Origin of the sequence: Haloferax profundi (assembly GCF_001469865.1) — an archaeon.
GTDB lineage: Archaea > Halobacteriota > Halobacteria > Halobacteriales > Haloferacaceae > Haloferax > Haloferax profundi.
On record NZ_LOPV01000294.1, the window covers coordinates 1 to 1,513 of the forward strand.

1 protein-coding gene and 1 pseudogene are annotated in these 1,513 nt (G+C 49.7%); one reads left to right on the forward strand and one right to left on the reverse strand.

Annotation, left to right across the window (positions count from 1 at the left end; all coding sequences use genetic code 11):
* A pseudogene (locus AUR66_RS22060) lies at positions 1-757 on the forward strand (hypothetical protein); the annotation flags it as partial.
* A gap of 146 nt (positions 758-903) precedes the next feature.
* Here AUR66_RS22060 and AUR66_RS12375 read toward each other — a convergent pair.
* The coding region (locus AUR66_RS12375) for a potassium channel family protein (RefSeq protein ID WP_197409772.1) at positions 904-1,513 on the reverse strand (610 nt) is incomplete at its 5' end.

Sequence of the window (1,513 nt, forward strand, 5' to 3'; positions counted from 1 at the left end):
ACGCCAAGCGTTGTATCGTGATGCAGCCTCGTTGATCCAGACGCGACGTCGACTGCGTGAAGGAGATCCTGATGAGTTGCGGCGATTGTTAGATGAGACTGCGATTACGCCCGATGACGAAGATACCCTCTTTGAGCTGTTCGTGCTCTTCCGGCTTGTTTCGACGTTGGAGGAGCTCTCAGGGGAGTCTGCGAGGTTCAGTACAATTCGTTCTGGTCGCCAAGAGGTTGCTCGGATCAACGGTGAGACTGAGTTGGTGTTGTATCACGACAGTTCAGCTCGAGATCGAGACTTGTCGTTCTTGTCTGTGCCTGAAGATCGAGGAGACCTTTCTCGTACGGAGAAGGTACAGACGGTGGCACGGAGTGTGGCGAACGAGTACTTCACTGACCGGACGTTTCAGGATCACACCGGACGCCCTGATTTGATTGTCTTAGAGGTGAATCCAGCTGGGGGTGGGGGGAAAGAGTATCTCATTACCGAGGTGAAGAACAGTACGCGGACGGATACGATCAGACAGGGGATCAAAGAGACACTCGAGTATCTGGCGTTCTTGCGTGTGAATGAAGAGTTCGTGTTTGGGGGTGATGATGGTCAGTACTTCGGCAATGGCTCAAACGGGATGTTGGTGATTCAGGATTTACCTGAGGAGACACTGGATGTGGAAGGGCAGTCAGAGAGCGCGATTACGATTTTGCAGGCGTCTGAGTTGGAAGATGAGTTGGGTAAGGTGTTGGAGGGTGTTTTGAGAGGGTAGTCTGGCCCAGGTCGGTACAGTCATGCCCTCAAGGATTGGTTGTGAGCTTCTGTGTTTAACCCTACAAGGAACTTCACAAATCAGGGGTTATTGGGAACAATGCTTCGTAGAATGTCTCAAGTCTTTTGTTCAAACCCCCACTCAACTCATCTCGCAGCTCGACGTCCAAGGACAAACACAAAGATAGCAATTAGAATAGCTCCCAGTGCTGCTTGGCTGGTGACAAGTAACCGAGCCACTTCAGATACTGGAGATGGTTGGAAGTCGCCAAACCCGAGCGTCGTGAAAGTAAGTGTACTAAAATACAATGCATCAATTGGTCTATTAATAAATTCGCCCCCACTACCCTCAATAACTAAATCAAATTGTAAGTAGAAAAACGCATAGACACACACAAGAAGGGTTCCCCACGCAATGATTCGACCGAGGCTCTCACCGTATTTGAACATACTGCGCGAGATCCAAGCAAATGCCCACTTATCGTACTCTCCCTTGACGCCATATCGCTTGCGTTGCATATCTTGCCGGAGAACGAACATCTCGCTTTGGAGGGAAGGTTTTGCGTTCTCACGGGCTAAAATCTCGAACGACTGGTAGGTTGCTGCGGCCTTTTCAAGCAGATCATTTTCCAATCCATCACTCTCCGCACTGTTGGTCGTCGGGTCATATCCGCACCGTTGGGAAGGAAACAACAACCACCGTTGCCACCAACTTGCATCTTCTTTTCTAATTTCTTTTCTTCGAAATGTGGTTTCG